Annotated in this window: 1 protein-coding gene; it reads right to left on the bottom strand. The window is 65.8% G+C overall.

Going from position 1 to position 263, the window contains the following annotated elements:
• Positions 1-249: ATP-binding cassette domain-containing protein (locus AAEY83_RS15995; protein ID WP_502945205.1), on the bottom strand; the 249-nt coding region annotated here is incomplete at its 3' end.
• Between the last annotated feature and the right edge of the window lie 14 nt (positions 250-263).

The following is a 263-nucleotide window of genomic DNA, read 5'->3' as shown; positions in this document are numbered from 1 at the left end:
GGTCAGCGCATCCAGCGCGCCGAACGGCTCGTCCATCAGCAACAGTCGCGGGCGATTGACCAGCACCCGGGCGATTTCTACCCGTTGCTGCATGCCCCCGGAGAGCTGATCGGGCCAGCGCTCGGCAAAGCCTTCGAGGCCGACCAGTTTGAGAATGTCTTCATCGGCGCGATGGCGCTCAGCCATCCCGACCCCGCGCATCTTCAGGCCGAAGGCGAAGTTGTCGCGCACCCTGCGCCACCGGACCAGCGAGTGGTGCTGAA

Origin of the sequence: Psychrobacter sp. TB20-MNA-CIBAN-0197, assembly GCF_040309765.1 — a bacterium.
GTDB lineage: Bacteria > Pseudomonadota > Gammaproteobacteria > Pseudomonadales > Moraxellaceae > Psychrobacter > Psychrobacter submarinus.
This window is presented reverse-complemented; position numbering and strand designations above follow the sequence as displayed.